The sequence below is a fragment of the Mesorhizobium sp. KACC 23794 genome (assembly GCF_052180275.1).
GTDB lineage: Bacteria > Pseudomonadota > Alphaproteobacteria > Rhizobiales > Rhizobiaceae > Kumtagia.
Window position 1 is genome coordinate 58,571 of the sequence record NZ_CP197465.1, and the last position, 23,866, is coordinate 82,436.

The following is a 23,866-nucleotide window of genomic DNA, read 5'->3' on the forward strand; positions in this document are numbered from 1 at the left end:
ACTTCAGGTTCGGGGCGGTTGCTCGAAAAGCTTCAGCCCCGTGGCTATCGGCAAAAACAGGGACATTCGACGGCTTTCAAGCGGGATGAAGCCGTGCCGGCGATAGAATGCAGCGGCCTGCTCGTCTTTTGCATCCACCAGCAGGGTGAACGCCGCCGGCGCGGCGTCGGCGCTTCGACGTATCGCATCGATGAGCAGCGCCGATCCGACGCGCCGTGCCTGATAGGCGGCGTCGACGGCCAGCCGCGCGATCAGCGTTGCCGGCAGCACCGGATAACGCGGCAGTTTTTTCGTTTCGGCCGGGGGCAGCGCGTCGAGCGGTATGCTGGACGCCGACAGGGTGTAGTAGGCGGCGACCGTTCCCGTGTCGCGATCCACGGCAACAAAGCAGTTTCCGATCCTTCGCTTGATGTCTTGTCCGGCCTGCTCGCGGAGATATCGGTCGAGTGCCGGCACGCCGCATGAAAACACCTGCCGGTCGTGTGACGCGCTCAGCGGCTCGATGACGAGTGCCAGGCTCACCGGGAAGCGACGACAAGTTCTCTGTAGGCCTCGGCCGCTTTCCGGAGCGCTTCGTTCGGGTCCGGCGGCTCCAGCAGAGCGTCCATGATGCGCCGTTGATCTTCGACCGACACACGGACGATGGAAGTATCCTCGATCGTGCGCAAAGCCGCGTCCTGGGCCGCGGCGACGACAAAATCGCTGACGCTCCGGCCCTGGATCTCGGCCGCGCGCTTCACCACCGTCAGCATCTCCGGCGTGATGCGCGCTTCAAGTCGGGCAGTCCGTGACTGGGAAGAAGACATGGTACAAAATGTACGGCGTTCTCCCGTACAATTCAAGGAGCCGATTATCTTACCCCGCCCGTCCGCTCTCGGCGTCGAGCATGGTGATCTTCTGCCAGATCTTTCGCGACAGGTTGGAGCCGAGGTTCTCGACGTCGTTGACCGCCTCGATCACCACCTCGTCATTGACCGACTGCGCGAACAGCGCTGCCAGCTTGCCGGTGATCGACAGCATCTCCGAGCAATAGTCGAGGTAGCGCAGCAGGTCGCCCCGGCTCATCGTGCGCACCGGCGAATGCGGCGCCGGCTTGAAGCTCGACGACAGCGCGGCGGGATCCTTCGTCAACTGGTGCATGTCGATGACATGGATCAGCGAGCGCAGCGCATGCACCTCATGGAAGACGCGCTGCCGCTTGATGGTCACCTCGGCGCGCACCAGCGCCAGCAGGCCGAGGCCGGCGAGGATGACGGTGTTCAGCGACGCCTCGATGCCCTGCACCGATTCGACCACGTCGCCGCCGCTGGAAAACCGGTCGAACGGCAGGATCGTGCCGACGAACAGGAACATGCAGGCGCCGGCGGCGATGACCAGCCCGACGACGACGCGCAGCCACAGGATCGGCTTTTCCAGTTCGGCCGCGGCCTGCCTTATGTCGCGCGCCAGCGACACCAGTTCCTGGCTCACCTTGCGCAGGCCGGAGTCCGGAAACCGATCGGCGATGCGCGTCTCCAGCCGCTGGGCGGTGTCGATGATCAGCTGGGGGTCGAGCGAACGGTACGACATTTCCCGATCCTCTCCCCCTCGATCCTATTTCGGCTGGTTGGTGGCCGCGCCGAAACGGTTCGGGCCCGGATCGCTCGGGATGAAGCAGAGCGGCAGGTACATCAATATGTCCAGCAGGATGCACAGGAACGCCAGCGGCGCAGGCTTGCCGAAATCCTGCAGGCGCTTCACCGTCAGCGGGATCAGCACGACGAACGAGCCGAGCGCCGTTAGCAGGAAGATGCTGCCCCAATAGGCCACGGTCGCCTCGTCGGGCGCGATGATGATCCGGTAGACCGGAAACAGCCGCGCCAGATAGCAGAACAAGCCCCCCAGCGCATAAGGCTGCCGGCCGAGCCTTCCGGAAAAACTGAAGAACAGCCACGGCAATGTCGGTCGGCCCTGCAAACGATACGCTCCCAATCTGGCGGGCCACGCCTATCACCTCCCGCGCCGGATCGGAAGGCGCCAGGCCCCAGGGAGAAAAACTGCCGCACGCTAGTGCGGCCGAGAAGCGCGCCATGCGTCAAAGAGAGCAGGCACTTGGCAGCGATCCTCCGGACATCTGTTGCGGGCCGAGTGCGCTTTCGGCTCAGGATGGTCTTGAAACCCGATGTCCGGCGGTTCTCACGGAGACGCCCCGGTGGCATTTGCAGCCTTCGCGGATACGTATTTCTCCCGCTGATCGTAGGGAACCTCGACCGCCGCGTCCCGCTTCGCGGAAAGCCGGTTCAGGTAGTTGTCCATGTGGTGATCGGCGAGATCGGCGAATCGCATCGAACGCCACAATTCCCCGATGGAGATGCGGCCGGCGTCGTGACTGGACAGATAGGAATAACGCGTGCCGTCGAGCAGGACGACCTCCGGGCCGACATGTTCGTATTTGTCGTTCCGCCTGAAGGACGTCACCGGTGGCAACATTGGAATCATGTCGTTTTCATCGACGACGCGGATCAGCGGGATGGTCCCGATCCGCTCCACGCCGGCCGTCGTCGTGAATTTGGGCTGGCCGAAAGTGACGATCCTCTCCACCTGGTAGCCATCCTTTATCAGATAGACAGCCAGGAGCACCGCGACCGCCCCTCCAAGCGAATGCCCGGACACATAGGTCTTGTAGTTCTTCTTCAGGTATGGCTTGACGTCGGCGAATATCGCCTTCGTCGACTTGTCAAAACCGGAATCGACCGGAATGTCGATCTGAAGATCCGCCAGTATCCTGATCTCCAGGTCTTCAAGGAGGTTCTTTTTGTTCGCCGTACCGCGTATAGTGATGAACTGGATCTTGAGCTTGTCGTCCTGCTCGATAAAATACTGTATGTCCGAATTGCCCGGCGAACGAACACCCAGTGTCTTGGGGTAGTGTGTTCGAATTGTCGCCTCGTCTGCATAGGCGAGCTTCGCCCTGTCGGCATATCCGTATATTTCCACGAAATCGACCTTTTGGGCGGAAATCGACGAGCCGAGCGTCGCTAGGCCCAGCGACGATGCGCTGACGCAGGCCGACAGTGCGACGCAGGCCAGAACCATCGCCAGGGTGCCGAGACGCCGGATCATCAACGACATATCCTCTCGACCCCAGGCTGCCGACGCCATCAACTCACCCTATGGCCAGTGCCGACAAGCCGCCGTCAGAAGCGCCAGCTGAGGTTCGCCTGGACCGCGTTCTGGCTGGTGTCGTCGGCGAACTGGCCAAGATAGGACAGCCCGATGCGCGCTTGCGGGCTGACGAGCAGGTCGGCGCCGAGCTCGACGAGCGCCGTGTTCTCGGCGATCGGCACGCCCGAGACGGTGAAATTCGCGGACGGAGCGCTGATGAAGGCAAGTCGGGCTTCGGGCGAGGTGTCGCCGAATGCCGCCTGCCAGGCGATCGAAGCATGTGGCTGCAGTACCATGCTGCCGACCGGCATGGTGGTTGCCGCGCGAATTCCAAGCGAACTGTAGCCGACATTCGACGACGTCGACGATCCCGCCAGGCCGGCGGATGCGCCGCTCTCATTGATGTCGTCGGTATGCAGATTGACCCAGGCCAGGCCGGCGAAGGGTTCGATCGCCACGGATTGGACCGCGAAGCCGTAACCGACTTCGGCAAACGCCTGCGCTGTGCCGGCATCGTAGTCCGCCTGCGCACGCTCCGAATAGCCGGGATAGGCGATCCTTCTGTCGGCATCGACCTTGCTGAAGGCGTAGCTCGCGCCGAGACGCAGATTCCACGGGCCGGCACTGGTGCCGCCATAGAGCGCCAGCGACAGGCTGTCCGCCTGGAACGAGGATCCCAGATCGTCGATATCGGCGTTGGACTGGGAATAGCCGATGGCTCCGCCGACCAGCCAGTTGTCGACCCGCAGATCGCCGCCGGTAATGATCCCGCCGATGCTCTGGCTAACGCTCGATGCGCCATTGCCGTCCAGATCCGTCCAGCCGCCAAAGGCCTGTCCCCATATCGTGCCGGTGGAGGGAGCGGCGTCAACGGCGGGAGCCAGCGCTGGCCCGCCCTGGGCAAGCGAGCCGACGGGGCCGGCGCTTCCGGCATAGGCGCCCTGGCGCAGGCGGGCGAGGATCGCCTGACGGCCGTAAAGGCTGTCGCCGATCAGCACCGACTGTTCGCTGGCGTAGCCTTCGCCCGACAGGGCGCTGAGCGCGCCCGGCAACTGGTTCGCTTGCAGCCCATAGAGCGGGCTGAGCGCCGTTGGCAGTTCGGCCAGTTCGTTGCCGGTGGTCGTGTTGATGATGCCGTCGATGGCGCCGCCGACCGCACTCTGGTTGGAGGTGGTGCCGGGCAATTGCGCCAGCCCTGACGCGACATTCAGCGTGACCGCGGTCGGCGTATAGCCGAGCGAGGTGGCGAACAGCGCCGGCAGTCCGGCAGTGGTCAGCGTGCCGAACGTACCGGTGATTTCCTGCGTTGCGGCAAGGATGGTGTAGGTCTTTTGGAGGTCCGTGGTCTGGAAATTGGCCGCCAGCGTGCCCGCCAGTCGCGCCGTGCCCGTCACCTCCAATGCATCATTGCCGTCGTCGGTCATCCGAACGGCCATGGTGCCTGCAGAGGTCTGCACGAAAGTGCCGCTGATGAGGCTCTTGATCGGCACGCCGGTGCCGGTGACGCCGATCCAGCCGCTGTTCTCGAAGCGCTTCTCCGGTCCCGCTGTCGCCGCTATCCGGCCGTCGATGATGCCGGTGTTCACGATTATGCTGCCGTAGCTATCGGGACCGGTGCGCAAGGCATCGGCGACGGCGGTTGCGGCGCGCAAGGTTCCGGAATTCAGCAACGTGCCGTAGAGCCCGTGCATCTCCACCGCCGCACCGACCAGCCCGCTGGCCGTGACGGTGCCGGAATTGGTCAGCACGCCATAGGTTTCGCCGCGAATGCCCACGCCGGCCTGGCCGGTAACCTCGACGGTGCCGCTGTTGACGATGTCGTCGCCCTTGAGCCCGGAGAGCGCGGCGTCGTTGTCCGCGCCGGACGTGAGCGTGCCGGTGTTGCGAATCGGGTTATAGATGCCTTCAATGGTGGCGACATAACCGTTGGTCTTGCCATCGGCGACATAGATGCCGACGACCTTGTCGCCATAGGCCGAATTGGACGAGACGACCTCGCCCGGTATGTCGATTTCGTACCAGGTCGCGATGCCGAGCGCGTTGACATGCATGACCGCCGGATGCACCGCGCCGTCGGCCGAAATCCAGTTGGCGACCATATTGTACTCGCCGGAGCGGCCGGCGCTGGTGATGCCCTCGAAATGGGTGGCGATCGCACCGGGATGGTCGTAGGTCCGATGGGTTCCGGTGGTCAGGTCGTAGATATAGCCGTGTTCCGGCCCAAGGCCGCCGCCGATCCGCGCCTCGGCATAGCCGCCGGCGATCTTGTCGCCATAGATGCCGTAAACGGTCGTGCTGATGGCGCCGGGAATATTGTTGGTCGTGTAGGTTCCGGTGTTGATGTCGTAGATGAAGGCGTTTCCGGTCGCCAGATCGGTGTCGTAGTTGCCGACAACCTGATGGCCAAAGGTGCTGTGGGCGATGGTGAACAAGGTCTCGGCGCCGTTCTCGCTGGGATAGACGAGATTGGTGATCTGCTGACCTGGTGCCGCGGCGCCGTCATAGAGATAGCTGAGGTCGTAAGGTGCCGAAGCCTCGGTCTGGTAGCTGCCGACGACGCGCATGACACCCGACGGCGTGCCAAAATTCGGACCGTAGGGCGACGACCCGATGGCTCCGGGAAAGTTGGCGCCGTTCTCGGTGGCCACCGGCAGTGGCGACCACGCCTTCGTCGCCAGATTGTAGTAGATACCGCCGGTATCGGTCGTGCCGGGGATGACATAGTTGCCGACGATGTTGTCGCCGCGAATGCCGGTCAGGAAGGTGCTGGACGTGCCGAAGTTCAGGGTCTCGTAGGAGGTCTGCGCATGAACCGCGGTGGCAAAGGCCGACGCGCCCAGACACACGGTTATGAATTCCCCCGCGCGTGTGCGAGGTGCGACGCGCGAGCGAGGTCGGATTTTCATGATGAGGCTCCCCGGGCGGATCCCCGATTCGGGTCCGTGCATGTCAGGCTATATGCAGTTGATTCGCCAGACCATGCCCCAACGGAATAATACTGAACAGCTCGTTAAGTCACTGCGGACGCTGACGCTTTGGCCACTCTTCGGCAGGCCCTGAACCGGCTGCCACCCTCTACGAAAATGAGCCGTTCCACGCGCCCCTGAGCGTCCGCCTTCAGGACGCAGCCGAGCCAGTCCGACGCGCGTGCCGATCGTCTTGTGGGCGGCCGACGGCTGAAAAGGGTGACAGGCAGACGACCGAAGCCGGAAGGCCTGGGCCTTCCGGCGAGCCCTCAATCCCTCAGCAACTCATTGATCGACGTCTTCGACCGCGTCCTCTCGTCCACCCGCTTGACGATGACGGCGCAATAGAGGCTCGGGCCGGGCTCGCCGTTGGGGAAGGGTTTTCCGGGCAGCGTGCCGGCGACGACGACCGAATTGGCGGGAACCTCGCCGTAAAAGATCTCGCCGGTGGCGCGGTCGACGATTTTTGTCGACTTGCCGATGAACACGCCCATGCCGAGCACGGCGCCCTCGCGCACGATGCAGCCCTCGACGACTTCCGAACGGGCGCCGATGAAACAATTGTCCTCGATGATCGTCGGGCCGGCCTGCAAGGGCTCCAGCACGCCGCCGATGCCGACGCCGCCGCTGAGATGCACGTTCTTGCCGATCTGCGCGCAGGAGCCGACCGTCGCCCAGGTGTCCACCATGGTGCCGCTGTCGACATAGGCGCCGAGATTGACGAAGGACGGCATCAGCACGACGCCGGGCGCGACGTAGGCCGAGCGGCGGACCACGGCCGACGGCACGGCGCGAAAGCCCGCCTTCTCGAAATCGACGCCGCTCCAGCCGTCGAATTTCGATGGCACCTTGTCCCACCAGACCGCCTTGCCCGGACCGCCGGAGATCACCTCCATCGCGTTCAGCCGGAAGGACAGGAGCACGGCCTTCTTCAGCCACTGGTTCACCTTCCACTGGCCGTCCGCCTGGCGCTCGGCGACACGCGCCTCGCCATGGTCGAGCAGCACCAGCGCTTCCTCGACCGCCTCGCGCACCGCGCCGCGGGTGGCGGTGGAAATGCCCTCGCGCGCCTCGAAAGCGTCTTCGATGGTCTTTTCGAGGCTCGTCAGGTCTGGTCTGGCCATCTAATGCTCCGCTATATCAGATGTTAAGGCTGGGGCTTCCATTCTGCCCGCAAGAGCCCGAATCAAAAGCCGTCGCTGCGTGGCGGCTTGTGGATCGGGCTCGGGGAGTCCACAGGACTCTTGGGCGGGCGGACCCTATTTCACGCGATAAATCGGGTCAATCGCGCTTGCACCTGGCGGACGTGATAGAATTGGAACTGTGATGAATTCGAACGAACCCACCGGCTGGACGCCGCTTTCCCACGCCGATGAGGATCTGGAGCGCGCGAAGGTCGTGCCCGACACGCCGCAGACCCGCGCGCCGACCTACAAGCTGGCCTGGGCCGACGAGGACTTCATGACAAGACGCGAACTGCGCGCCGTGCGCCTGCAGCTCGAATTGCTGAAGCCGGAAATGACGCTGGCCGAGCGCGGCATCCGTTCCACCGTCATCCTGTTCGGCGGCGCCCGCCTGCCGGAACCGGGCGGCGAGGCCTGGGCGGCCAAGAACGAGACGCAGAAGCGGAACCTGCTGAAGAACAGCATCTATTACGACGAGGCGCGAAAATTCGCGCGGCTCTGCTCGCAGCAGTCGGCGCTTTCCTATTATCGCGAGTTCGTTGTGGTCACCGGCGGCGGGCCGGGCGTCATGGAGGCGGGCAACCGCGGTGCCGACGACGTCGGCGCGCCGTCGATCGGGCTCAACATCGTGCTCCCTCACGAGCAGGCGCCCAACCCCTACGTCACCCCGGAACTCTGCTTCAACTTCCACTATTTCGCGATCCGCAAGATGCACTTCGTCATGCGCGCCAAGGCGGTGGCGGTGTTCCCCGGCGGCTTCGGCACGCTCGACGAGTTCTTCGAAACGTTGACTCTGATCCAGACCGGCCGCATGGAGCGCGTGCCGATCATCCTGTTCGGCACCGAGTTCTGGAAGCGCGCCGTCGACCTCGACTATCTCGCCGAGCAGGGAACCATCTCGCCCGGCGACCAGGACATCATCGATTTCGTCGACACCGCCGAAGACGCGTGGGGCATCATCGCCCGGTTCTACGATCTGCGCTAACGGACCGGCATTTTGCGTGCCCGCCGGAGGTCGGAAGGGTTGGCGCGCGGGATCGGGAAAGGCCGACGCCGGGAATGAACGCGATCACGACAGCCGGCACGGCAAAACGCGTCGCGCGTGAACGGCAAACCCCGGTTTTGGGGCCTCCCGTCAAGCGATTCAGCGCTACGTGCCGTCCATGTATCGATAAACCCTTGATATAAAGAATTATTCCGAGCTTCACGCACCGCGCCTGCAATCCGCTCCAAAAAACTTGTCGTGTAAAATCAGGTGCTTGCCATCGCCTTGGTCAGGAAGCCGACGAGATCGTCGGTCACGTAGTCGACCGCGTCGTCGAAGGCCGGATCCTTCTCCCATATCTCCGAAAAGGTCGGCTCGAAGTTGCGCGGCACGATCAGCACGGTGGTCATGCCCAGCGCCTTCGGCACCACCAGGTTGCGCCCCAGATCTTCGAACATCGCCGCATCCGACCCCACGATCTTGTGCAATTCGACGAACCGGTCATAGGTGCCCTGCGCTGGCTTCGGCGTCAGCCCGGCGGCGACGATGTCAAAAATATCGTCGAAATGATCAAGGATTCCAAGCTGTTGCGCTGTCCGCTCGGCATGGCCGCGATTGCCGTTGGTGAAGATGAATTTGCGGCCCGGCAGGGCCTTGATCGCCTCGCCGAGGGCGGGGTCCGGCGCCAGCCACGAATAGTCTATGTCGTGGACCTTCTGGAGGAAGTCGTCGGAATCGATCTGGTGCCGCGCCATCAGCCCGGCAAGCGTCGTACCGTATTGAAGATAAAGCTCTTTCTGCAGTTTGCGGGCTTCCTCGCGCGGCAGCGTCAGCAGTTCCGAGACATACCCGGTCATCTTCACGTCGATCTGCGAGAACAGGTTCGTGTGGTGCGGATAGAGCGTGTTGTCGAGGTCGAACACCCAGTCCTTGACATGTGCAAAGCGAGCGGGATCGGGCAGGTCGGTCATGGTTTTCCTTGGAACGGTTTTGCCGCTTTTCTATTGTTTTTCAATCTATTACTCATTCGGCCAACGTCCATGCAACGACCGGTCTTCGGCCCTGGTACTACGCTGGGCGCTTGCTTCCGACGATCTCTACCACGCCGCCCGGTAGATGGCGCGGGCGTCTTCCAGCGCAAGGGGCCGCGGATTGTTCACCAGCAGCCGCGTCTGCTTCATGGCATCGCTGGCGAGCAGGTCGATCGCATCTTCCGGGATGCCGACATCGCGCAGCCGCGCCTGCAGCCCGCACCGTCGCGACAGTTGCGCGAGGCTTTCGGCAAAGGCGAAACCCCTCTCCTCGACGGCCATGTCAGCCAGTTCGGGAAACACGATCGGTGCGATCCCGGCATAGAGATCGCCGGCCTTTTCTGCATTGAAATGAAGCACATGCGGCAGCACGAGCGCATTCGACAGCCCGTGCGGGACATGGAAATGCCCGCCGATCGGATAGGCCAGCGCGTGCACCGCCGCCACCGGCGAATTGGCGAAAGCCTGCCCCGCCAGCATCGATCCGAGCAGCATGTCGGCCCGTGCCCCGCGGTCCGATCCGTCGTTCACCGCGCGCTCGAGCGCACCTCCCATCAGCCGCAAAGCCTCGCGCGCCAGCGCCTGCGAGACGGGATTGTTGTTGGCGCCGGCCGAGGCATGCGCCTCGATGGCGTGCACCATCGCATCGATGCCGGTGGCCGCCGTCACCGCCGCCGGCAGACCGAATGTCAACTCCGGATCGAGCAAGGCGACATCCGGCAGCAGCACTGGCGAGACGACGCCCATCTTCTCGCTGGCGCCAGTGGTGACGATCGAGATCGGCGTCACTTCCGAGCCCGTGCCGGCGGTGGTCGGCACCAGCATCAGCGGCAGGCGCGGCCCCTTGGCATTGCCTATGCCATAGATTTCCTTCAGCTTTTCCTGCCCTCCGGCCAGCAGCGCCGCGAGCTTGGCGACGTCCAGCGACGAACCTCCACCAAGCCCGATCACCGCATCGGCGCCGAAGCTCACCGCCAGTTCCGCCGCCGCCAGGACGACGCTTTCCGGCGGATCGGCCTGCACGTCCGAAAACACCGCCACGGCGACGCCGGTCGCCTCCAGGGCCTTGACCGGCGCGTCGACCAGGCCGATCCGCGCCAGGCCGGGATCGGTGACGAGCAGCGTTTTGCGCCAGTTCCGCCCGGCCGCCAACGCGCCGATGCGCGAGACCGCGCCTTCGCCGAAGACGATGCTGCCGACCGTGTTGAAGGTGAAGGGAGGCATGTCGATCTCCGTGCAAACAACCGTCGGCGCGTCCGCAGCTTAGAGGCGCCTCGCCAGGGCCGGCAAGCAACCTCACCCGAGCCGCCAACGCAAGGACGCGGCATAGCACAGGCATCGGCAAATGAAATGTACCGCTGCTTGCGCCAGCAGCCATGTGCAGGGTCATTCCTGCCAACGCCCGCCTTGACCGCGGTCGTTCCCGGCGTTTCACTGGCAACGGGTCGAGGCGAGGAGTGCCGGCCGCATCATGCGCGTCGGAACGGTGCGAAGCAGGAAAGGTCGAGCATGATCGTCGCTTCCCTTACAACGATCCGAAACCTTGCGCTTGCGATGCTTGCTGCGTTGGCTTCGCCGTCCGGCTCGCTTGCGCAGGAACTCGGAATGCCGGCGCAATGCGCTCCCGGCAAGGACTGCTTCCTCCAGAACTTTGTGGACACGCTGCCGGGCGAGGGCGTGTCCGATTCGTTTTGCGGCACAGCCACTTATGACGGGCATGACGGCATCGACCTGCGCATCCGCTCAATGGCCGATGTCCGGCGCGGTGTCGCGGTGACTGCCGTCGCCGATGGCGTGGTCAACGGCCTTCGCGATGGCGTGCCGGACCGCCTCGTGGAGACGGAATCGGATGCCGCGGCCGTCGCCGGCATCGACTGCGGCAACGGCGTGCTGCTCGACCACGGCAACGGCATGCAGACCCAGTACTGCCATATGCGGCAGGGCAGCGTGGTCGTGAAGAAGGGCGACCAGGTCAAGCGCGGCGACAAGCTGGGCGAGATCGGCGCCTCCGGCATGGCGGCATTTCCACATGTCCATCTGACGGTCCGCAAAGATGGCAAGCCCCTCGATCCGATGACCGGCCGGCCGCTGTCCGAGGGCTGTCTGAAGGACGGCGCTTCGGCCACGCCGCTGTTCGAACCGGGAATAGCCGAGGCGCTGGGCAAGGGCGGCCCCAAACTGCTCGGCCTGGGGCTGGCTGGCGGTCCTGTCGACTACGACGCGCTGGTAGCCGACGGTGCGCCGCCGGCCGCCACCGCCGGCTCCGCCAATCTGGTCGGCTGGGGCTGGTTCGTCAACCTGCGCCGGGGCGACCGCATCTACATTTCCATCGTCGGTCCCAACGGCGATATCTTTGCCGAAACGATGTCGGAAGCGCTCGACCGCAGCAAGGCGGCCTATTCGTCCTTCACCGGCAAGCGCGGCAGCCCGAAACCAGGGCGCTACGAAATGACGATCAAGGTGCTGGAGAACATGACGCCGGTGCTTCAACAGAGCCAGGATTTTACCGTCGAATGATTTGGCCGGGCTGCGCCGGACCTTCCTAAGAGCAACCTACGCCGCCTCGCGCACCTGATAATCCTTGATCGCGTCGAATTTGATCGCCTTCCAGCGCTCGGCCTCGTAGTTCAGCGAAAAGCCGTGCTGGGCCAGGAACACCGGGTCGCCGTCGAGGTCGCGGGCAATGTCGCCGCGATGCACGTCGATGAAACGCTGCACCTCTGTCCGGTCGGCGGCCGAAATCCAGCGGCAGACGGAAAAGCGCGACATCTCGAAATCGACCGGCAGCGAATATTCGAAGGCGAGCCGCTCCTTCAGCACGTCGAGCTGCAGCGCGCCGACCACGCCGACGATCGCCGGCGAGCCGTCCTCGGGCTGGAAAAGCTGCACGACGCCTTCCTCGGCCATCTGCTGCAAAGCTTCCTTCAGCTTTTTTGCTTTCATGGCATCGCCGAGCCGGACGCGGCGCAGGATTTCCGGCGCAAAGTTCGGCACGCCGCGGAAAATGATGTTTTCGCCCTCGGTCAGCGTGTCGCCGATGCGCAACGTACCGTGGTTGGGGATGCCGACCACGTCGCCGGCATAGGCTTCGTCGGCGGTGATGCGGCTGCGGGCGAAGAAGAACTGCGGCGCCGACAGGCTCATCGGCTTGCCGGTGCGAACCAGTTTCGCCTTCATGCCGCGTTCCAGCGTGCCGGAACACACCCGCACGAAGGCTATGCGGTCGCGGTGGTTGGGATCCATGTTGGCCTGGATCTTGAAGACGAAGGCGCTCATCTCCGGCTCGGTGGCGTGGATGGTCCTGATATCGGCCTCCTGGTCGCGCGGCGGCGGCGCAAAGGCGCCGAGCCCTTCGATCAGGTCGCGCACGCCAAAATTGCGCAGCGCCGAGCCGAAATAGACCGGCGTCAAATGGCCCTCACGGAACGCGGCGAGATCGAACGGACGGCAGGCCTCGCGCGCCAGGTTCAGTTCCTCGATGAAGGTTTCGCGGTCGTTGTCGGGCAGCAGCCCGGCGACCCGGTTGGAATCCGGGCCGTTGACCTTGGTACGCTCGGTTTCCGTGTCGCTGCGGCGCACGGCGTTTTCGGCGAGATGGTAGGTGCCGGCAAAGGTCTTGCCCTGGCCGATCGGCCAGGTGATCGGCGCGGTGTCGAGCGCCAGCTTCTGCTCGATCTCGTCGAGGATCTCGAACGTGTCGCGCGCCTCGCGGTCCATCTTGTTGACGAAGGTGACGATCGGGATGTCGCGCAGCCGGCATACCTCGAATAGTTTCAGCGTCCGCGGCTCAATGCCTTTGGCGGCGTCGATAACCATCACCGCCGAGTCGACGGCCGAGAGTGTGCGATACGTGTCGTCCGCAAAATCCTCGTGGCCGGGCGTATCGAGGAGGTTGAAGACGTTGTCGCCATATTCGAAGGTCATCACCGAGGTGACGACCGAAATGCCGCGCTCGCGCTCGATCTTCATCCAGTCGGAACGCGTGTTCATGCGGTCCTTCTTGGCCTTCACCTCGCCGGCAAGCTGGATGGCGCCGCCGAACAGCAACAGCTTTTCGGTGAGCGTCGTCTTGCCGGCGTCCGGGTGGGCGATGATCGCGAAGGTACGGCGGCGCGCCACCGCCTGTTCAATCGTCTCGGTCATGTCGAGGAATCCGTTGGATGCGGCGGCTTATAACCGCGCAAAAACCGGGTGTCGAACGGAAAGACAGGGAAGATCAGTTGCTGGCGCAGGGCCAGTTGGCCGGCGCCTTCAAATCCGCCGGCAATTTGGTGTTCTGGTCGCCGCAAGCCTGGTCTATCTGCCACTGCTGCAGGCCGGTCGCCTGGCTCAAGTCCATGCCCTCGATATGGGTAAGGAAGAGGAAGGCGCCGTCGAAGGCGAGCGGCCCTTCGAACTTCGCCTGATGCAACTGGGCGCGGGCCAGATTGGCCATCGGGAAACCAACGCCCGTTATCGTCGCATCGGTGAAATTGGCACGGCCGAGTTCGGCCTTCTCGAAGTCCGCGCCGGTCAGGTCGGCGCCGGTGAAATCAGCGCGCTGCAACTCGGCGCTGTTGAAGGAAGCGCCCGGCGCCGAAATCTGCGAGAACACCGTGCGGTAGCCTTCGACACGCGTGAAATTCGCCTTTTCGGCCTTGGAGCCGGCGAGCGAGGAACGGATCAGCGTGGCCTTTTCGAAATTCGCGCCGGAGAGGTTCGAATTGCGCAGGTCGGTGTAGCTGAAATCCGTGCTGAACAGATTGGCGCTTTCGAGTTGGCTTTCCTGCAGCACGAGGCTGGCCTTGTTACAGTCCTGCCAGTCGATCGAGGGCGCCGGCTCCGACTTGCAGCTTGCGGCCTGAGCCTCGGAGGGCAGGAGCAGAGCGGAACAAAACCCGGCGCCTATGGCCGCCGCGACGGCGAGGCCGCCGGTGTTTTTCACGGCTCGCCGCAAGACGCGTCCCGCCAGACTCTTTGACATATCCAACCTCTCCGAGACCCGCGACGCGCGAAAACCCTTGTGCGGGTAATATACCGAAGGCCTTCCGTGAGGAAGATGACGCTTTCGTGTCCATGTCCGGTGGCCTGTCAACCCAAACCGATCGCTCTACTTCACAATGACAAGGTAATCGAGGAACGGCCGCATGGGCGAATTCCACGATCCGAAACCGCTGACGCCACTGCAATGGGCGGCCTATTCGGTGAGCATTCCACTGGTGATGGCGGTGCTTGTCTTCTGGCCGGCCGGCACGCTGCGCTGGGCGCCGGGCTGGCTTTTCCTCGCGGTGTTCATCGCGGCGACGGTGGTTGCCGGCCTGGTTCTCTGGCGGGTCAACCCGGTCATCTTCGCCGCCCGCAGCCGGGTGCAGGAAGGCACGAAAGCGTGGGATCGGATGCTGCTCGCGGTGTTCCTGCCGCTTCTGGTGGCGATCCTGCCTGTCGCGGGCTTGGACGCCGGCCGCTTTCATTGGCTGCCGGCGCCGCCATGGGCGGTGACGCTCGGCTATGCCCTGATCCTCGCCGGCATTGCCCTGGTCACCTCTGCGCAGGTGGTCAACCGCTTCTTCGAACCCGGCGTCCGCATCCAGAGCGAGCGCGGGCATCGCGTGATCGACACCGGGCCATATGTCTATGTCCGGCACCCGGGATATGTCGGGGCGATCGCCATGTTCTTCGGCATCGCGCTGTCGCTGGGTTCGCTCGTGGCGCTGGTCCCGGCCGCGGCAACAACGGCGTTGCTGGTGCTGCGCACGGCCTGGGAAGACGAGACGCTGCGCCGGCAACTGCCCGGCTACAGCGATTTCGCGGCAAAAACCCGCTATCGGCTGCTGCCGGGCGTCTGGTAGCAGCGCTCAGGCGAATCCTTCGGCCTTGAGCGTCGCCTGCACCGCGGACCGCGCAGCCACGCGTGCGTGATACGCTTCGAGCGCCGCCGGCGGTTTCACATCGAAGAAACCGCGACCCCAGCTCACCATGACGAAAAGAAAGGCGTCAGCCGCGCTGAAAGCATCGCCGAACAGGTAGGCGCCCTTCAATTGGCCGGCGAGATAGTCGAAACGCTCGCCAAGCACCCGCCGGTTGATCGCCTTCATCTCGTCCCCCGGCAGGAACATGTAGGTGAGGAAAGGCTTGTGAAGCTCCTCGGTCATGAAACCGAGCGCCTCGATCATGCGGATGCGGCCTAGCGTGCCGGAGGGGATCAGGTGCGGCGCCTGCTCGGCGATCCAGGCGATGATCGCGACGTTCTCGGTCAGCACCTCGCCGTCGTCCAGCACCAGCGCCGGCACATAGCCCTTCGGATTGATTTCGGTGAAGTCGCCGCCGATTTCGGTGGTGCGGGTGGGGATATCGACCTTGATGCGGTCGAAGGAAAGGCCGGCCTCGTTGAGCGCGATGTGCGGCGCCTGACTGCAGGAGCCCGGGGCGTGATAGAGTTTCATTTCGCAAGATACTCCGCAAGGTTGTCGAGGGTTTCGGTCCAGCCTTCGCGATGGCCATCGCGCGAGGCTTCAGACAGGAAGAAGGCCTGGTGAAGGGTAAGCAGCGTCTTGCCGTCCTGTTCCCTCAGCGTGATGGTGACGACGGTTTCGTGCTCGTGCTCGCCCTTGTCGTTGAGCCAGCGGTGCGAGAACACCAGCCGTTCCGGCGGCGCGATCTCCCGGTAGGTGCCTGAAAGCCAATGGTCGGTGCCATCAGGCGCGCGCATACACGTTTTGAAGGAGCCGCCGGGGCGGATGTCGCCCTCAGAGAAGGGCAGCGTAAAGCCTTTCGGGCAGCACCAGCGGTTCAGCCGCTCCGGGTCGGTCCAGCACTGGAATACGAGATCGCGCGGCGCGTCAAAACTGCGCCGGATCGTCAGTTCGGGGCGGGTTTCAGCATGAACGTTCATTTCTTTTCTCCCTTTCCGCCATTGGCCGCGTCCGCTTGCTGAAGCTCCTTCAGATAGGCGTCGAGCCGGTCAAAACTTTCGTCCCAGAAGCGCCGATAATTCTCCAGCCAGCCGGCGAGGTCGCGCAGAGGCTCGGGCCGCAGGCGCCGCGGCCTGAACTGCGCTTCACGGCCCTGCTCGACCAGCCCGGCGCGCTCCAGCACTTTCAGATGCTTGGAAACCGCGGGAAAGCTCATGTCGAACGGCTCAGCCAGTTCAGTCACCGTCGCCTCGCCGAGCGCCAGCCGCGCCAGAATCGCCCGCCGGGTCGGGTCGGCGAGAGCCTGCAAGGTAGTGCTCAGGTGGTCGGCGGCCATTATTGAACCGGTTGGTTATTTATCCTAATGGTTAAATACATCGCACGACACCTTGTGTCAAGCCTCGGCGGTCGGCCGCCTGGTCCGATACTCCGGCATCGACTTCCCGGGCGAAGAGCGCTACGTCGGTCGCCGCCCGCTTTGCAGGGAACGCCGTCCGAAATCCGAATGCTCAAGGCCTGCCGATGAAGCCGTCGCTCGACATAGCCGATCTCAAGGAAGTCGCCCGCCGCCGGGTGCCGCGCATGTTCTTCGACTACGCCGATTCCGGCGCCTGGACGGAGAGCACCTACCGCGCCAACGAAGAGGATTTCGCCAAGATAAAATTCCGTCAGCGCGTGCTGGTCGACATGACCAACCGCTCGCTGGAATCGACGATGATCGGCGAAAAGGTGTCGATGCCGGTGGCGCTGGCGCCGACCGGGCTGACCGGCATGCAGCACGCCGACGGCGAGATGCTGGCGGCGCGCGCAGCGGAAGAATTCGGCGTTCCCTTCACGCTGTCGACCATGAGCATCTGCTCGATCGAGGACGTGGCCTCGGTGACGAAAAAGCCGTTCTGGTTCCAGCTCTACGTCATGCGCGACAAGGATTTTGTGCTGAACCTTATCGACCGCGCCAAGGCGGCGAAGTGCTCAGCTTTGGTGCTGACGCTGGACTTGCAGATTCTGGGCCAGCGCCACAAGGACATCCGCAACGGGCTGTCGGCGCCGCCGAAACTGACCTTGCTCAACATGCTCGACATGGCGATCCGACCGCGCTGGTGTCTTGCCATGCTGGGCACGAAGCGGCGCACCTTCGGTAACATCGTCGGCCACGCCAAGGGTGTCGGCGACATGTCTTCGCTGTCGTCGTGGACGGCCGAGCAGTTCGACCCGCAACTGTCGTGGAAGGATGTCGAATGGATCAAGCAGCGCTGGGGCGGCAAGCTGATCCTGAAAGGCATTCTCGACCCGGAGGACGCCCGCATTGCCGCTCAGTCGGGCGCCGACGCGATCATCGTCTCCAATCATGGCGGCCGCCAGCTCGACGGCGCGCCGTCGACCATCGCCGCGCTGCCGGAAATCGTCGAGGCGGTCGGCGACAGGATCGAGGTGCATGTCGACGGCGGCATCCGCTCCGGTCAGGACGTGCTGAAGGCGCTCTGCCTCGGCGCGAGGGGCACCCATATCGGCCGGCCTTTCCTCTACGGCCTAGGGGCCGGCGGCAAGGATGGCGTGACGCTGGCGCTCAGCATCATCCGCAAGGAGCTCGACGTGACGCTGGCGCTGTGCGGCAAGCGCCTCGTCACCGACGCCGGGCCGGAACTGCTTTACAAGCCTGCCGCGAAAACCGAATAGCTGGTCAGACGGCCAGCGCCAGCCTTGCCGGCCCGGCAGGCGCAAACGGGCGGATGCTGACGGCAGCGTCGGTTATGGTCACGAAACTCGATGGCGGGATCGCCTGCCAGTTCGGGTTCTCCCGGTCGAACGGCTCCGACACGATGCAACGCCCGCCGGATTTGCGGAACTCCGCCATGTAGAGCGTCGGCGCGAAGGCGTCGGTTGCGTAGCGCACGGCGTGCAGCGCGGCGCCGTCGCTGAAGGCTGCGGTGAGGCGCAGATGCGGCTCGATGCCGGCGGCGCGCGCCACGTCGATCACCCGCATGGCGGCCCGCTCGGCGGCCCTTTGCGGCTCGGTGTCGAGACCCTCCTCGAGCATCAGCAGGAAGAACAGCTCCGAATCGGTCGTGCCGTCTATCCGCTCATAGGCCGAGTCGGAAAGACTGGCCTCCAGATGGCGCCTCAGCCGCTCGAAGCCGCCAATCTGGCCGTTGTGCATGAAGGACCAGCGCCCGACCGCGAAGGGATGGCAATTGGCGCGGCTGGTCGAACCGCCGGTCGAGGCGCGCACATGCGCAAGAAACAGGCCGGAGCGGATCTGTCGGCACAGGCTCTTCAGATTGGGATCGGACCAGGCAGGAAGGATGTCGCGGTAGAGGCCGGGTTCTTCGCGCTCGCCGTACCAGGCGATGCCGAAGCCGTCGCCATTGGTCGGCGTCTTGGCCTCCAGCGCATTGTGGCTCTGCGCGATCAGCGAATGGCAGGGCGCGGTGACGATGTCCTCGAGAAACAGTTCCGGCCCGATATAGGCCGCCCAGCGGCACATGGTTCAGCGTCCTTCCCGCATCTCCGGGATCGCCAAGGTCCTGTGCAGTTCAAGCCTTGGCGCGCCTGTTGTTCGTCCGCTCGTACAGCTCGCGGATGATTCGGCTTGCCGTAGTTTCGAAAAGGAAGGGTAAGAAAGCATGAATGAGAGCGGCGCCGGCTGCCATGAACAGTTTCGACGAGAACCACGCGGCGAAGGCCATATGGCCGAGATAGGTCTCGTCCACCGAGGCCGGGTGGTCGACGAACAGTCTGGCGATGCGGGTGGTCATGGCTGAAGTTCCCTCGGTATTGTTCGATTGTTCGATTGTCCCGATTTTACCCTGTCTCCATGAGATTTTATCCCAATCCGTCCCTTGCAACGACCCGGCATTGGGACGATCATCCCAAAATGATCGCCGAACTCGACGCAATCGACCGCCGTATCCTCGCCGAGCTGCAGCGCAACGCGATGCTTTCCGTCGACGACGTTTCCGCGCGCGTAAACCTGTCGCGCAATGCCTGCTGGCGCCGCATCCGCCAGATGGAGGAGGCCGGCGTGATCACCGGCCGCGTCGCGCTGGTCGATGCGGAGAAGCTCGGCCTCGGCCTGTCGGTGTTCATCATGGTGCGCACCTCGAACCACGATCCCGAATGGCTGGCGCGTTTCCGGGCCGCCGTGACCAGCCTGCCGGAGATTACCGGCGTCTATCGCATGTCGGGCGACCTCGATTATGTGCTGAGGGCGCGCGTGGCCGACGTGAAGGCCTATGACCGCCTCTACCAGCGGCTTATCGCGAAAGTGCCGTTGTCCGACGTCTCGGCGTCCTTCGTCATGGAGGAGATTCGCGAGACCACCGTCGTGCCGGTGGAAATTCGGTGAACGCCGCTGGCGGCAATTGACGCCGGCCACACCGGGCCGATAGATCGCGCTCATGACCGCATCGCCATCTCATCCTGCGCCGCTCGTCGGTGTCGTCCGCCTGCCGCATGCGCATGGCCTCGATCTGCCGGCCTACGAGACCGCCGGCGCGGCGGGCCTGGACCTGCGCGCCGCCGTCGCCGACGACCGGCCGGTCCTCATCCTGCCGGGCAAGCGCGCGCTGGTGCCGACCGGCCTGGTCCTGGAGATTCCCGAAGGGTTCGAGGGCCAGGTGCGGCCGCGGTCCGGCCTGGCGTTCAAGCACGGCATCACCTGCCTCAACACCCCGGGCACCATCGACTGGGATTACCGCGGCGAGGTGAAGGTTCTGCTAGTCAATCTCGGCGACGGCGATTTCACCGTGACGCGCGGCATGCGCATCGCCCAGTTGGTCATCGCGCCCGTCGTCCGCGCCGGGATCGAGGAGCGCAGCCTGGCCGGGGAAACGCAGCGCGGCGCAGGCGGCTTCGGTTCGACGGGGACGGCTTGAGCCCCCGGCGTCTTCCATGAACGAACCGCCTGTCTGAATCGACCGGGCCACGCTTCCTTCCGTTGATCCCGCTTTGCCGCCTGGCCGACAGGCGTTAGGATTGGCCGGCGGATCAATTTCCGGTTCGACGGGTGCGATCATGGACAAGGGCAGAATTTTTCAGGATCTCCACCGGGTGGCCGGTGCCTTCGTGATGCCAAATCCGTGGGATCCCGGCACGGCGAAGCTGCTGGAATTGCTCGGCTTCAAGGCGCTGGCGACGACAAGCGCTGGCTTCGCCTTCTCACGCGGCCTGGTCGATGGCGCGGTCGGCTTCGAGGCGATGATCGCCCACTGCCGGGACATCGTCGGCTCGGTCTCGCTGCCGGTGAACGCCGACCTCGCAAAGGGCAAGGGCGACAGCCCCGACAGCGCGGCCGAGACGATCTTCGCGGCCGAAGCGGCAGGGCTGGCCGGCTGTTCGATCGAGGATCATACGGGTGACCCAGACGACCCGATCTACGAGTTCTCGCTTGCCGTCGAGCGCGTCGCCGCCGCGGCAGAGGCTGCGCGGGCGGTCAAGCATGGCTTCGTGTTCACGGCGCGGGCGGAGAATTTCCTCTGGGGTCGTAACGACCTCGACGACACCATCAGGCGGCTGCAGGCCTTCGCCGCAGCCGGTGCGAACGTCGTCTATGCGCCGGGCATATCGGGCATCGAGACCGTGCGGACCATTTGCGCAGCCGTGCCCCGTCCGGTCAATTTTCTTGCGGTGCCCGGGCTGACCGTGGCGGCTCTGGCCGACGCCGGCGTAAAGCGCATCTCGCTCGGATCGAAGCTGACCAGTTACGCCTTCGGAGCAGTCAGACGCGCCGCATACGAAATGCTGGAAAAAGGGTCGTTTGAATTTTCACGGGACGGCATGTCTTTCGCCGAACTCGAGACGCTCTTCGCTGGGCGAAGCTGAGCCGAGCGTACACAGGCTGTGCGTCCACCAGCGATGCGCCGGCTGATCGCGTCGATCTTTCAACCGGTGGCTTGCCGGAGCCCCCGCCGCCCGGCGCTGACGGCAGCCTCCCGCGCCGCCACTGCCTTGTGAAGGTGCACCATCATGGCGCAGGCGAAGAGGGACGACAGAAGGTTGAGCAACGGGACCGCCATGAACGCCGCGATCACCAATCCCGCGAGAAACACCGTGCCGGCGTTGCGGCGTCTCAGTGCCTTGGCGTCGGCTTCAGGCTGGAAGCGCATCGCCGCGAATTCGAAGAACTCGCGGCCGATCAGGTAGCCGTTGACGACAAAGAACGCGGCGATGTTGACCCCCGGCACCAGGAGCAGCAGAAGCGCCAGCAGATTGCCGATGATGACGATGCCGAGGAATTTCAGCGACAAAGCAAGGCTGGTCAGTACCGGCACAGGCCGGCCCGGCGGGTCGGAGGGATATTCGGTACGCTCGACAAGGTCGGCGACATCGTCGAGGAAGAAGCCGGCGACAACTGCCGTCACGGGCGCGATCAGCAACGCCAGCCCCAGCGCCAGCCCGATGCCGGCGACGATCGCTGCGATCACGCCAAGCCAGCCGGCCCATCCCGGCAATCCGGGCAGCAGCGCCTCCAGCCAGGGCCAGGCGAGCCATTCGAACATCTGGCTCAGCCCGAACCAGAGCGCGACCAGCGCAAGCAGCGTCAGCCCCAGTGTCTTCAGGAACACGCCACGGAACGGCGCGCTGAAGAGGTGGCCTGCGGCGGCGCGGGCGCTATCGAGGATCATGCTGTGCCGGTCTCCCTGATTTTTGGCGTGCCGATGCGATCGACATGGGGATTGCGAAGCGCACGGACAAGAAACTTGCGCGGCGCGGCAGTCCTTCTCTGGACCGGGCGTCGATCATTATGCAAGAACGCCAAGGATTTGCCCGTCGGAGTTTCTTCATGAGCCAATACGATGTGCTGTGCATCGGCAACGCGATCGTCGACATCATAGCGCAGGCCGACGAGGCGTTCCTGGCAGAGAACGGCATCATCAAGGCGGCGATGAACCTGATCGACACCGACCGCGCCAACCTGCTCTACGAACGCATGGGGCCGGCCATCGAGGCGTCCGGCGGCAGCGCCGGCAACACGGCGGCGGGAATCGCCAGTTTTGGCGGCCGCGCGGCGTTCTTCGGCAAGGTCGCGGAGGATACGCTGGGCGAGATCTACTACCACGACATCCGCGCCCAGGGCGTCGCCTTCGACACGAAACCGCTCGCGGGACCGCCGCCAACCGCGCGCTCGATGATCTTCGTGACGCCCGACGGCGAGCGCTCGATGAACACCTATCTCGGCGCCTGCGTCGAACTTGGGCCTGAGGACGTCGAGCCGGAGAAGGCCAGGGGCGCGCTGGTCACCTATTTCGAGGGGTACCTGTGGGACCCGCCGCGCGCCAAGGACGCGATCCGCCTGACCGCCCGGCTGGCGCACGAGGCCGGCCGCCAAGTGTCGATGACCTTGTCGGATTCCTTCTGCGTCGACCGCTATCGCGGCGAATTCCTCGACCTGATGCGTTCCGGTACAGTCGACATCGTCTTCGCCAACAGCCACGAGATCAAGTCGCTCTACCAGACCAGTTCCTTCGAGACCGCGCTCGACGCGATCCGCAAGGACTGCAAGATCGCGGCGGTCACCCGCTCGGAAAAAGGCTCGGTGATCGTGCGGGGCGACGAGACGATCACGATTAAGCCGATCCCGGTGTACGAGATCGTCGACACGACCGGCGCCGGCGACCTCTACGCAGCCGGTTTCCTCTACGGCTACACGGCCGGCCGCAGCCTGCAGGATTGCGGCGATCTCGGCTCGCTGGCCGCCGGGCTGGTCATCCAGCAAATCGGCCCGCGCCCGCGCCAGAATCTGCGCGTGGAGGCCGAGAAGGCCGGGCTGCTGTAGAGGTTTCGCGAAACGGTTGCCGAGGCCGAGGCGGCTCTTGTCCCGCGAGGTGTCGCTATTGAACGGTAATCCCGGGGGAGAAGGTCGCGCGTCTATCCGTGAACGATCTCGCGAAGCCTGCGCAGCATGGTTCCCATATCGGCCTGCTCGAAAACGTTGCGGCCGAACATCAGGCCTTTTGCGCCCGAGGCGATGACGCCGCGCGCATAGTCGGCGACAGCCTCGATGCCGGCGCGCGCCGGGCCGCCGGCGATCGCGATCGGCGCCAGCGACTGCGTTGCAATGCCCGCAAACCGCTCCTTGTCGGCGCACCAGTCGGCCTTGATGATGTCGGCGCCGATCTCGCCTGCCATGCGGCAGTTGAGTGAGATGACGTCCGGATCGTCATGCCGCGCGAAGCCGCCCTTGGCGGCCATCGCCTCGATGACATGGACCACGCCCCATTTGCGGCAGGCGCTAGCGACCGCGCCGCAGATTTCGAAGGATTTTGTCTCTTCCTCCGGCCGATTGTTGCAGGTGAACAGATAGGTGATGACCGCCTCCGCCCCCATCGACACCGCCTCCTCGACCGAGGAGACGAGCCGGTTGTGCGTGTCGGGATAACCGCTCGGCGTGCCGTGCCGCCACATGGTGGTCTGGTCGATGCGCAGGATGACCGCCGGGCCGCCGGCAAGGCGATGGCCGTGGCGAACCATCATGCCGGGGTTGAGGATCACCGCGTCGACGCCGGCCTCCGCCGCCGTGTCGAGCACGCGCGCGGGATCCTCCGTGCCGGGAACGGTGCCGACCTGCATGCCATGGTCGAACGCCAGGCACAGCATGCGCCCCGACCGCGCGTTGAACATGCGCGCCAGGCGGCGCGCCTTGCCAGTTTCCGACATCGTGTTTCCT

At 64.5% G+C, this 23,866-nt stretch carries 26 protein-coding genes; 8 read left to right on the forward strand and 18 right to left on the reverse strand.

Annotated features, from left to right (window positions below; all coding sequences use genetic code 11):
* Positions 1 to 3: 3 nt before the first annotated feature.
* The 7 genes from ACSBOB_RS00325 to dapD form a co-directional block, all read right to left on the reverse strand.
* A complete protein-coding gene (locus ACSBOB_RS00325) occupies positions 4 to 456 on the reverse strand; it encodes a GNAT family N-acetyltransferase (RefSeq protein WP_442580486.1) in 453 nt (150 codons plus the stop codon).
* A gap of 62 nt (positions 457 to 518) precedes the next feature.
* The gene (locus ACSBOB_RS00330) at positions 519 to 806 is read right to left on the reverse strand and encodes a type II toxin-antitoxin system TacA family antitoxin (RefSeq protein WP_442580487.1); all 288 of its coding nucleotides are present in this window, start codon (positions 804 to 806) and stop codon (positions 519 to 521) included.
* A gap of 49 nt (positions 807 to 855) precedes the next feature.
* The gene (locus ACSBOB_RS00335) at positions 856 to 1,569 is read right to left on the reverse strand and encodes a hypothetical protein (RefSeq protein ID WP_442580488.1); all 714 of its coding nucleotides are present in this window, start codon (positions 1,567 to 1,569) and stop codon (positions 856 to 858) included.
* 24 nt (positions 1,570 to 1,593) lie between these two features.
* Entirely contained in the window at positions 1,594 to 1,956 is a 363-nt protein-coding gene (locus ACSBOB_RS00340; protein WP_442580489.1) for a DUF805 domain-containing protein, read from the reverse strand.
* 219 nt (positions 1,957 to 2,175) lie between these two features.
* Positions 2,176 to 3,102 carry a lipase family protein gene (locus tag ACSBOB_RS00345; RefSeq protein ID WP_442580490.1) on the reverse strand — a complete coding sequence of 309 codons (927 nt, stop codon included), beginning with the start codon at positions 3,100 to 3,102 and terminating at the stop codon, positions 2,176 to 2,178.
* Between the two features lie 74 nt (positions 3,103 to 3,176).
* Positions 3,177 to 6,050 (reverse strand): autotransporter domain-containing protein, encoded by a 2,874-nt coding sequence (locus ACSBOB_RS00350; protein WP_442580491.1) that lies wholly within the window; start codon positions 6,048 to 6,050, stop codon positions 3,177 to 3,179.
* 329 nt (positions 6,051 to 6,379) lie between these two features.
* Positions 6,380 to 7,234, reverse strand: a complete 855-nt coding sequence (gene dapD / locus ACSBOB_RS00355; RefSeq protein WP_442580492.1) for a 2,3,4,5-tetrahydropyridine-2,6-dicarboxylate N-succinyltransferase — start codon at positions 7,232 to 7,234, stop codon at positions 6,380 to 6,382.
* 202 nt (positions 7,235 to 7,436) lie between these two features.
* On the opposite strand from dapD, the gene ACSBOB_RS00360 reads away from it, so the two are divergent.
* The gene (locus ACSBOB_RS00360) at positions 7,437 to 8,279 is read left to right on the forward strand and encodes an LOG family protein (protein ID WP_442580493.1); all 843 of its coding nucleotides are present in this window, start codon (positions 7,437 to 7,439) and stop codon (positions 8,277 to 8,279) included.
* A 266-nt stretch (positions 8,280 to 8,545) separates the two neighbouring features.
* Here ACSBOB_RS00360 and ACSBOB_RS00365 read toward each other — a convergent pair whose 3' ends face one another.
* Both ACSBOB_RS00365 and ACSBOB_RS00370 read right to left on the reverse strand, forming a co-directional pair.
* Positions 8,546 to 9,250: a pyrimidine 5'-nucleotidase gene (locus ACSBOB_RS00365; RefSeq protein WP_442580494.1), complete on the reverse strand. Its 705-nt coding sequence runs from the start codon at positions 9,248 to 9,250 to the stop codon at positions 8,546 to 8,548.
* A 126-nt stretch (positions 9,251 to 9,376) separates the two neighbouring features.
* Positions 9,377 to 10,534, reverse strand: a complete 1,158-nt coding sequence (locus tag ACSBOB_RS00370) for an iron-containing alcohol dehydrogenase (protein WP_442580495.1) — start codon at positions 10,532 to 10,534, stop codon at positions 9,377 to 9,379.
* Between the two features lie 285 nt (positions 10,535 to 10,819).
* Here ACSBOB_RS00370 and ACSBOB_RS00375 point away from each other — a divergent pair, with 285 nt between their 5' ends.
* Positions 10,820 to 11,827 carry a M23 family metallopeptidase gene (locus ACSBOB_RS00375; protein WP_442580496.1) on the forward strand — a complete coding sequence of 336 codons (1,008 nt, stop codon included), beginning with the start codon at positions 10,820 to 10,822 and terminating at the stop codon, positions 11,825 to 11,827.
* Between the two features lie 36 nt (positions 11,828 to 11,863).
* Here the strand turns inward: ACSBOB_RS00375 and ACSBOB_RS00380 are convergent, their stop codons facing one another.
* Both ACSBOB_RS00380 and ACSBOB_RS00385 read right to left on the reverse strand, forming a co-directional pair.
* Positions 11,864 to 13,453: a peptide chain release factor 3 gene (locus tag ACSBOB_RS00380; protein WP_442580497.1), complete on the reverse strand. Its 1,590-nt coding sequence runs from the start codon at positions 13,451 to 13,453 to the stop codon at positions 11,864 to 11,866.
* A 73-nt stretch (positions 13,454 to 13,526) separates the two neighbouring features.
* Positions 13,527 to 14,273 carry a pentapeptide repeat-containing protein gene (locus ACSBOB_RS00385; RefSeq protein ID WP_442580498.1) on the reverse strand — a complete coding sequence of 249 codons (747 nt, stop codon included), beginning with the start codon at positions 14,271 to 14,273 and terminating at the stop codon, positions 13,527 to 13,529.
* A 163-nt stretch (positions 14,274 to 14,436) separates the two neighbouring features.
* Here ACSBOB_RS00385 and ACSBOB_RS00390 point away from each other — a divergent pair, with 163 nt between their 5' ends.
* Positions 14,437 to 15,138 (forward strand): methyltransferase family protein, encoded by a 702-nt coding sequence (locus ACSBOB_RS00390; protein WP_442580499.1) that lies wholly within the window; start codon positions 14,437 to 14,439, stop codon positions 15,136 to 15,138.
* A gap of 6 nt (positions 15,139 to 15,144) precedes the next feature.
* Here ACSBOB_RS00390 and ACSBOB_RS00395 read toward each other — a convergent pair whose 3' ends face one another.
* From ACSBOB_RS00395 to ACSBOB_RS00405, 3 genes are read right to left on the reverse strand one after another with little or no spacing between them, the layout of a single operon-like run.
* Positions 15,145 to 15,732 carry a glutathione S-transferase N-terminal domain-containing protein gene (locus tag ACSBOB_RS00395; RefSeq protein WP_442580500.1) on the reverse strand — a complete coding sequence of 196 codons (588 nt, stop codon included), beginning with the start codon at positions 15,730 to 15,732 and terminating at the stop codon, positions 15,145 to 15,147.
* Positions 15,729 to 16,181, reverse strand: a complete 453-nt coding sequence (locus ACSBOB_RS00400) for an SRPBCC family protein (protein ID WP_442580501.1) — start codon at positions 16,179 to 16,181, stop codon at positions 15,729 to 15,731. The genes ACSBOB_RS00395 and ACSBOB_RS00400 overlap by 4 nt, the downstream gene beginning before the upstream one ends.
* Positions 16,178 to 16,537 carry an ArsR/SmtB family transcription factor gene (locus ACSBOB_RS00405; RefSeq protein WP_442580502.1) on the reverse strand — a complete coding sequence of 120 codons (360 nt, stop codon included), beginning with the start codon at positions 16,535 to 16,537 and terminating at the stop codon, positions 16,178 to 16,180. The genes ACSBOB_RS00400 and ACSBOB_RS00405 overlap by 4 nt, the downstream gene beginning before the upstream one ends.
* A gap of 185 nt (positions 16,538 to 16,722) precedes the next feature.
* Between ACSBOB_RS00405 and ACSBOB_RS00410 the strand changes: the two genes are divergently transcribed.
* Positions 16,723 to 17,877 (forward strand): alpha-hydroxy acid oxidase, encoded by a 1,155-nt coding sequence (locus ACSBOB_RS00410; RefSeq protein WP_442580503.1) that lies wholly within the window; start codon positions 16,723 to 16,725, stop codon positions 17,875 to 17,877.
* A 4-nt stretch (positions 17,878 to 17,881) separates the two neighbouring features.
* Here ACSBOB_RS00410 and ACSBOB_RS00415 read toward each other — a convergent pair whose 3' ends face one another.
* Both ACSBOB_RS00415 and ACSBOB_RS00420 read right to left on the reverse strand, forming a co-directional pair.
* Positions 17,882 to 18,685 carry a class II glutamine amidotransferase gene (locus tag ACSBOB_RS00415; RefSeq protein WP_442580504.1) on the reverse strand — a complete coding sequence of 268 codons (804 nt, stop codon included), beginning with the start codon at positions 18,683 to 18,685 and terminating at the stop codon, positions 17,882 to 17,884.
* 49 nt (positions 18,686 to 18,734) lie between these two features.
* Positions 18,735 to 18,956 (reverse strand): DUF6356 family protein, encoded by a 222-nt coding sequence (locus ACSBOB_RS00420; RefSeq protein WP_442580505.1) that lies wholly within the window; start codon positions 18,954 to 18,956, stop codon positions 18,735 to 18,737.
* Between the two features lie 119 nt (positions 18,957 to 19,075).
* Here ACSBOB_RS00420 and ACSBOB_RS00425 point away from each other — a divergent pair, with 119 nt between their 5' ends.
* The 3 genes from ACSBOB_RS00425 (at position 19,076) to ACSBOB_RS00435 (ending at position 21,021) form a co-directional block, all read left to right on the forward strand.
* Complete coding sequence (locus ACSBOB_RS00425; protein WP_442580506.1) at positions 19,076 to 19,546, forward strand: Lrp/AsnC family transcriptional regulator; 471 nt, start codon at positions 19,076 to 19,078, stop codon at positions 19,544 to 19,546.
* Between the two features lie 52 nt (positions 19,547 to 19,598).
* Entirely contained in the window at positions 19,599 to 20,075 is a 477-nt protein-coding gene (gene dut, locus ACSBOB_RS00430) for a dUTP diphosphatase (RefSeq protein ID WP_442580507.1), read from the forward strand.
* 139 nt (positions 20,076 to 20,214) lie between these two features.
* On the forward strand, positions 20,215 to 21,021 hold the full coding sequence (locus tag ACSBOB_RS00435) for an isocitrate lyase/PEP mutase family protein (RefSeq protein ID WP_442580508.1): 807 nt from the start codon (positions 20,215 to 20,217) through the stop codon (positions 21,019 to 21,021).
* A gap of 59 nt (positions 21,022 to 21,080) precedes the next feature.
* On the opposite strand, the gene ACSBOB_RS00440 is transcribed toward ACSBOB_RS00435, so the two are convergent.
* Positions 21,081 to 21,824, reverse strand: a complete 744-nt coding sequence (locus ACSBOB_RS00440) for a sulfate transporter family protein (protein WP_442580509.1) — start codon at positions 21,822 to 21,824, stop codon at positions 21,081 to 21,083.
* Positions 21,825 to 21,982: 158 nt separating this feature from the next.
* Between ACSBOB_RS00440 and ACSBOB_RS00445 the strand changes: the two genes are divergently transcribed.
* Entirely contained in the window at positions 21,983 to 22,975 is a 993-nt protein-coding gene (locus ACSBOB_RS00445; protein ID WP_442580510.1) for an adenosine kinase, read from the forward strand.
* A gap of 92 nt (positions 22,976 to 23,067) precedes the next feature.
* On the opposite strand, the gene ACSBOB_RS00450 is transcribed toward ACSBOB_RS00445, so the two are convergent.
* Entirely contained in the window at positions 23,068 to 23,856 is a 789-nt protein-coding gene (locus ACSBOB_RS00450) for a class I fructose-bisphosphate aldolase (RefSeq protein WP_442580511.1), read from the reverse strand.
* Positions 23,857 to 23,866 lie beyond the last annotated feature (10 nt).

Bases quoted from the DNA above. Each gene is read 5' to 3' on its own strand.
- ACSBOB_RS00330 (WP_442580487.1), bottom strand. From the start codon at position 806: ATGTCTTCTTCCCAGTCACGGACTGCCCGACTTGAAGCGCGCATCACG.
- ACSBOB_RS00335 (WP_442580488.1), bottom strand. From the start codon at position 1,569: ATGTCGTACCGTTCGCTCGACCCCCAGCTGATCATCGACACCGCCCAG.
- ACSBOB_RS00345 (WP_442580490.1), bottom strand. From the start codon at position 3,102: ATGATCCGGCGTCTCGGCACCCTGGCGATGGTTCTGGCCTGCGTCGCA.
- ACSBOB_RS00350 (WP_442580491.1), bottom strand. From the start codon at position 6,050: ATGAAAATCCGACCTCGCTCGCGCGTCGCACCTCGCACACGCGCGGGG.
- dapD (WP_442580492.1), bottom strand. From the start codon at position 7,234: ATGGCCAGACCAGACCTGACGAGCCTCGAAAAGACCATCGAAGACGCT.
- ACSBOB_RS00360 (WP_442580493.1), top strand. From the start codon at position 7,437: ATGAATTCGAACGAACCCACCGGCTGGACGCCGCTTTCCCACGCCGAT.
- ACSBOB_RS00365 (WP_442580494.1), bottom strand. From the start codon at position 9,250: ATGACCGACCTGCCCGATCCCGCTCGCTTTGCACATGTCAAGGACTGG.
- ACSBOB_RS00370 (WP_442580495.1), bottom strand. From the start codon at position 10,534: ATGCCTCCCTTCACCTTCAACACGGTCGGCAGCATCGTCTTCGGCGAA.
- ACSBOB_RS00375 (WP_442580496.1), top strand. From the start codon at position 10,820: ATGATCGTCGCTTCCCTTACAACGATCCGAAACCTTGCGCTTGCGATG.
- ACSBOB_RS00380 (WP_442580497.1), bottom strand. From the start codon at position 13,453: ATGACCGAGACGATTGAACAGGCGGTGGCGCGCCGCCGTACCTTCGCG.
- ACSBOB_RS00385 (WP_442580498.1), bottom strand. From the start codon at position 14,273: ATGTCAAAGAGTCTGGCGGGACGCGTCTTGCGGCGAGCCGTGAAAAAC.
- ACSBOB_RS00390 (WP_442580499.1), top strand. From the start codon at position 14,437: ATGGGCGAATTCCACGATCCGAAACCGCTGACGCCACTGCAATGGGCG.
- ACSBOB_RS00395 (WP_442580500.1), bottom strand. From the start codon at position 15,732: ATGAAACTCTATCACGCCCCGGGCTCCTGCAGTCAGGCGCCGCACATC.
- ACSBOB_RS00400 (WP_442580501.1), bottom strand. From the start codon at position 16,181: ATGAACGTTCATGCTGAAACCCGCCCCGAACTGACGATCCGGCGCAGT.
- ACSBOB_RS00405 (WP_442580502.1), bottom strand. From the start codon at position 16,537: ATGGCCGCCGACCACCTGAGCACTACCTTGCAGGCTCTCGCCGACCCG.
- ACSBOB_RS00410 (WP_442580503.1), top strand. From the start codon at position 16,723: ATGAAGCCGTCGCTCGACATAGCCGATCTCAAGGAAGTCGCCCGCCGC.
- ACSBOB_RS00415 (WP_442580504.1), bottom strand. From the start codon at position 18,685: ATGTGCCGCTGGGCGGCCTATATCGGGCCGGAACTGTTTCTCGAGGAC.
- ACSBOB_RS00420 (WP_442580505.1), bottom strand. From the start codon at position 18,956: ATGACCACCCGCATCGCCAGACTGTTCGTCGACCACCCGGCCTCGGTG.
- ACSBOB_RS00425 (WP_442580506.1), top strand. From the start codon at position 19,076: ATGATCGCCGAACTCGACGCAATCGACCGCCGTATCCTCGCCGAGCTG.
- dut (WP_442580507.1), top strand. From the start codon at position 19,599: ATGACCGCATCGCCATCTCATCCTGCGCCGCTCGTCGGTGTCGTCCGC.
- ACSBOB_RS00435 (WP_442580508.1), top strand. From the start codon at position 20,215: ATGGACAAGGGCAGAATTTTTCAGGATCTCCACCGGGTGGCCGGTGCC.
- ACSBOB_RS00440 (WP_442580509.1), bottom strand. From the start codon at position 21,824: ATGATCCTCGATAGCGCCCGCGCCGCCGCAGGCCACCTCTTCAGCGCG.
- ACSBOB_RS00445 (WP_442580510.1), top strand. From the start codon at position 21,983: ATGAGCCAATACGATGTGCTGTGCATCGGCAACGCGATCGTCGACATC.
- ACSBOB_RS00450 (WP_442580511.1), bottom strand. From the start codon at position 23,856: ATGTCGGAAACTGGCAAGGCGCGCCGCCTGGCGCGCATGTTCAACGCG.